Source organism: Ruegeria sp. BHSB058, from assembly GCF_059613285.1.
This window is the reverse complement of record NZ_JBXWSF010000167.1, coordinates 1-2,611: the sequence shown is the minus strand read 5'-3', so window position 1 is coordinate 2,611 and position 2,611 is coordinate 1. Positions and strand designations below refer to the sequence as shown.

Here is a 2,611-nt window from a genome sequence, read left to right as displayed (position 1 = left end):
CGCCGGGCCTTCCCACACTCCCTCGGCTTTCCCTCAACTCTCCTCTGGCCCTGACGGGCCCGGTGCTGGTGGCGCTGCCATGCCTGCTGGCGGCTCTGTTCGGGATGAACACCTATGCGCCTTATGGTGCGGATGCAGCATTTGGTATTGCCGTCGGGGCCGCGGCAGTTGTCGCGATGGCACAGACCTTGATCCTCGCCGCACGGCCGCCACTGGTGGAACCATTGTTCGGCGGTCTCGATCGAATGTACCGGGTCCACAAATGGCTCGGCATTTCCGCGATGGTCCTGATGATACTGCACCAGCAGATAGAGCCGGATTTCGAGCGTTTGGTGCGTGAAACCTCCCTTGGGGACCTAGGTGAAGAGGCGGGCGAACTTGCCTTCAACGCACTTCTCGCCCTAGTCGCTGTCAGCTGGTTCCGGAGATTGCCCTTCATCGGGCTCGAGATTCCCTATCAGCTCTGGCGGTTCAGCCATCGTTTCATGGGAGCCCTTTTTGCAATCGTGGTGTTTCACCAGTTTTTTGTCGACATGCCTGCTGGGGTAGACCCGACATTCATGTTGGTGCTGAATGCTTTCGGCATCGCCGGAGTGGTCGCCTGGATCTTCACCGAGTTGCTCGCTCCGCACCTACGGCGTAGAGACTTCACCGTCAGCCAGATCAGGCAGACCGGTGACACGACCACCTTGACCCTCCGCCCCGAGGGGCGGGCCATGCGGTGGCGGCCGGGGCAATTCGCCTTCTTCCGCGCGCCAGAGGCGGGACTGTCCGAGCCGCACCCCTTCACGATCGCCAGCGCCCCGCGCCCTGACGGCACCCTGACGTTCTCCATCCGGGGCTTGGGTGGCTGGACACGAAGCCTGCCCGCCATCTTGCGGACCGGAACGCGTGTGCAGGTCGAAGGGCCATATGGACGGTTCAATTTCCGCAAGGGCGGTGCGCGCCAAATATGGCTTGCCGGCGGCATCGGTATCACGCCGTTCCTCGCCTGGGCGGAAAGCCTGACAGAGGCGGAGAGTCGCGACATTCACCTCATCTACTGCGTTCCGACACAAGATGAAGCGATTGGCGTAGAGACGCTGCGCGCTGCGGTTGCCCGCAACCCGAGGTTCAGTTTCGAGGTGTTCGTCACGGCGCGCGATGGCAGGCTCACGGCTGAGCGGCTGATCAGCGCCACCCCTTTCGCAGTCCGGCAAGCCGATCTGTGGTTCTGTGGCCCAACCGGCCTGAAGGACGGGGTCCTGAAGGGCTTGAAGGCGCAAGGCCAAACGCCTCGCCGTGTCCGTTTCGAGCAGTTCGAATTCGCTTAACCGCGGGGCAGGGCGCATCGCCATGTCAGCCCTGTGGCCTGCGCTCGCACCTTTTTGGCCCCGCCCTCATCGGCGGGGCCATTTTCCTGACGGCAAGCTGAAGCGGGAATCGCCGACGCGTCAGGAAGGCCTCAGGTCCTGTCTCCAGATTGTCCTCAGCAGATGACAAGGAGACCCTGCCATGAAGAAGACCCTGACCGCCTTCGCCCTGATCGCCCTGTTGCCCGCTGGCGCCGCCCTGGCCGACGACGACGAGTGCCGCGTGCCCCGTGACCAGTGGCAGCCGCGCGAGGCCGTGATGCAGCTGGCTGAGCAAAACGGCTGGACCGTGCGCGACTTCGAGATCGACGATGGCTGCTACGAGATCGAGGGCCGAGATCAGGATGGCCGGGAGATCGAGGTGAAGCTCGATCCGGCGACGTTGCAGATCGTCGAGATGGATTACGAGGATGAGGACGACGACCGTGGCGGCGCCCGCAATCCCGCGCCCGCCGGCACGGTCGCCCCTCCGCAGAACGGCCTCTTCGGGAACGGCACCCCGCCGCAGGTTCAGGTGAACTGAACCGCTCTCAAGCTCCTCTCCGAACAAGGATCAACCCGATGAAATCGCTTCTCGCAACGCTCGCGCTCACCACCGCGCTGACGCTCCCCGGCCTCGCCATGGCGCGGCCGGTGACGCTCACCACGACCCTCAACAATTACGGCGGCGACGGGGCCTATCTCGCGCTCTACGTCACCGACACCTCGGGCGCCTATGTCGGCAGTCTCTGGATGGCTGGCGGCAAGTCCAAGTACTACGAGCACCTCAGCGATTGGTACCGCGCCACCGGCGGCGACACCGCGCAGGTGAACGGAATCACCGGCGCCAGCGTCGGCGCGGGCCGCACGCTCGAGATCACGCTCGACCTCGCCGACGCGCTCTTTGATGCGGGCTACACGCTCCACATCGACGCGGCCGTCGAGGACATGCGCGACAGTCCGAACGAGGTGGCCGTACCGCTCACGACCGACGGCGCGGGCACGCCGGTGCGCGGGCGCCGGTACATCGCCAGCTTCGCCTACGACATGTGAAGGGTGGGGCCATGATCCGTGCACTCCATCGCTGGCCGGGTCTTCTGGCCCTTGCGCTCGTTACCATCCTGGGCCTGAGCGGCGCGGCACTGTCGGTCTTCCCTGCGGCCGAGCGCATCGCCGCGCCGCAGGCGGAAGCCGGACTGACCGTAGCCGCTCTCGCGGACCGCATCCAGGCCGTCTATCCGGGCGTCGAGCAGATCCGCCGGTCGCCCTCCGGTCGGATC

General features: G+C 65.3%; 4 protein-coding genes. All 4 read left to right on the top strand.

The window, feature by feature from the left end:
- The coding region (locus tag AC2FNB_RS21010; protein WP_496748672.1) for a ferredoxin reductase family protein at positions 1 to 1,313 on the top strand (1,313 nt) is incomplete at its 5' end.
- Positions 1,314 to 1,494: 181 nt separating this feature from the next.
- Positions 1,495 to 1,875, top strand: coding sequence for a PepSY domain-containing protein (locus AC2FNB_RS21005; RefSeq protein ID WP_038070264.1), 381 nt, complete (start codon positions 1,495 to 1,497; stop codon positions 1,873 to 1,875).
- 38 nt (positions 1,876 to 1,913) lie between these two features.
- The gene (locus tag AC2FNB_RS21000) at positions 1,914 to 2,384 is read left to right on the top strand and encodes a DUF2271 domain-containing protein (RefSeq protein ID WP_054540790.1); all 471 of its coding nucleotides are present in this window, start codon (positions 1,914 to 1,916) and stop codon (positions 2,382 to 2,384) included.
- A gap of 11 nt (positions 2,385 to 2,395) precedes the next feature.
- Positions 2,396 to 2,611, top strand: a 216-nt coding sequence (locus AC2FNB_RS20995) for a hypothetical protein (protein ID WP_496748671.1), incomplete at its 3' end; no start/stop codon positions are given.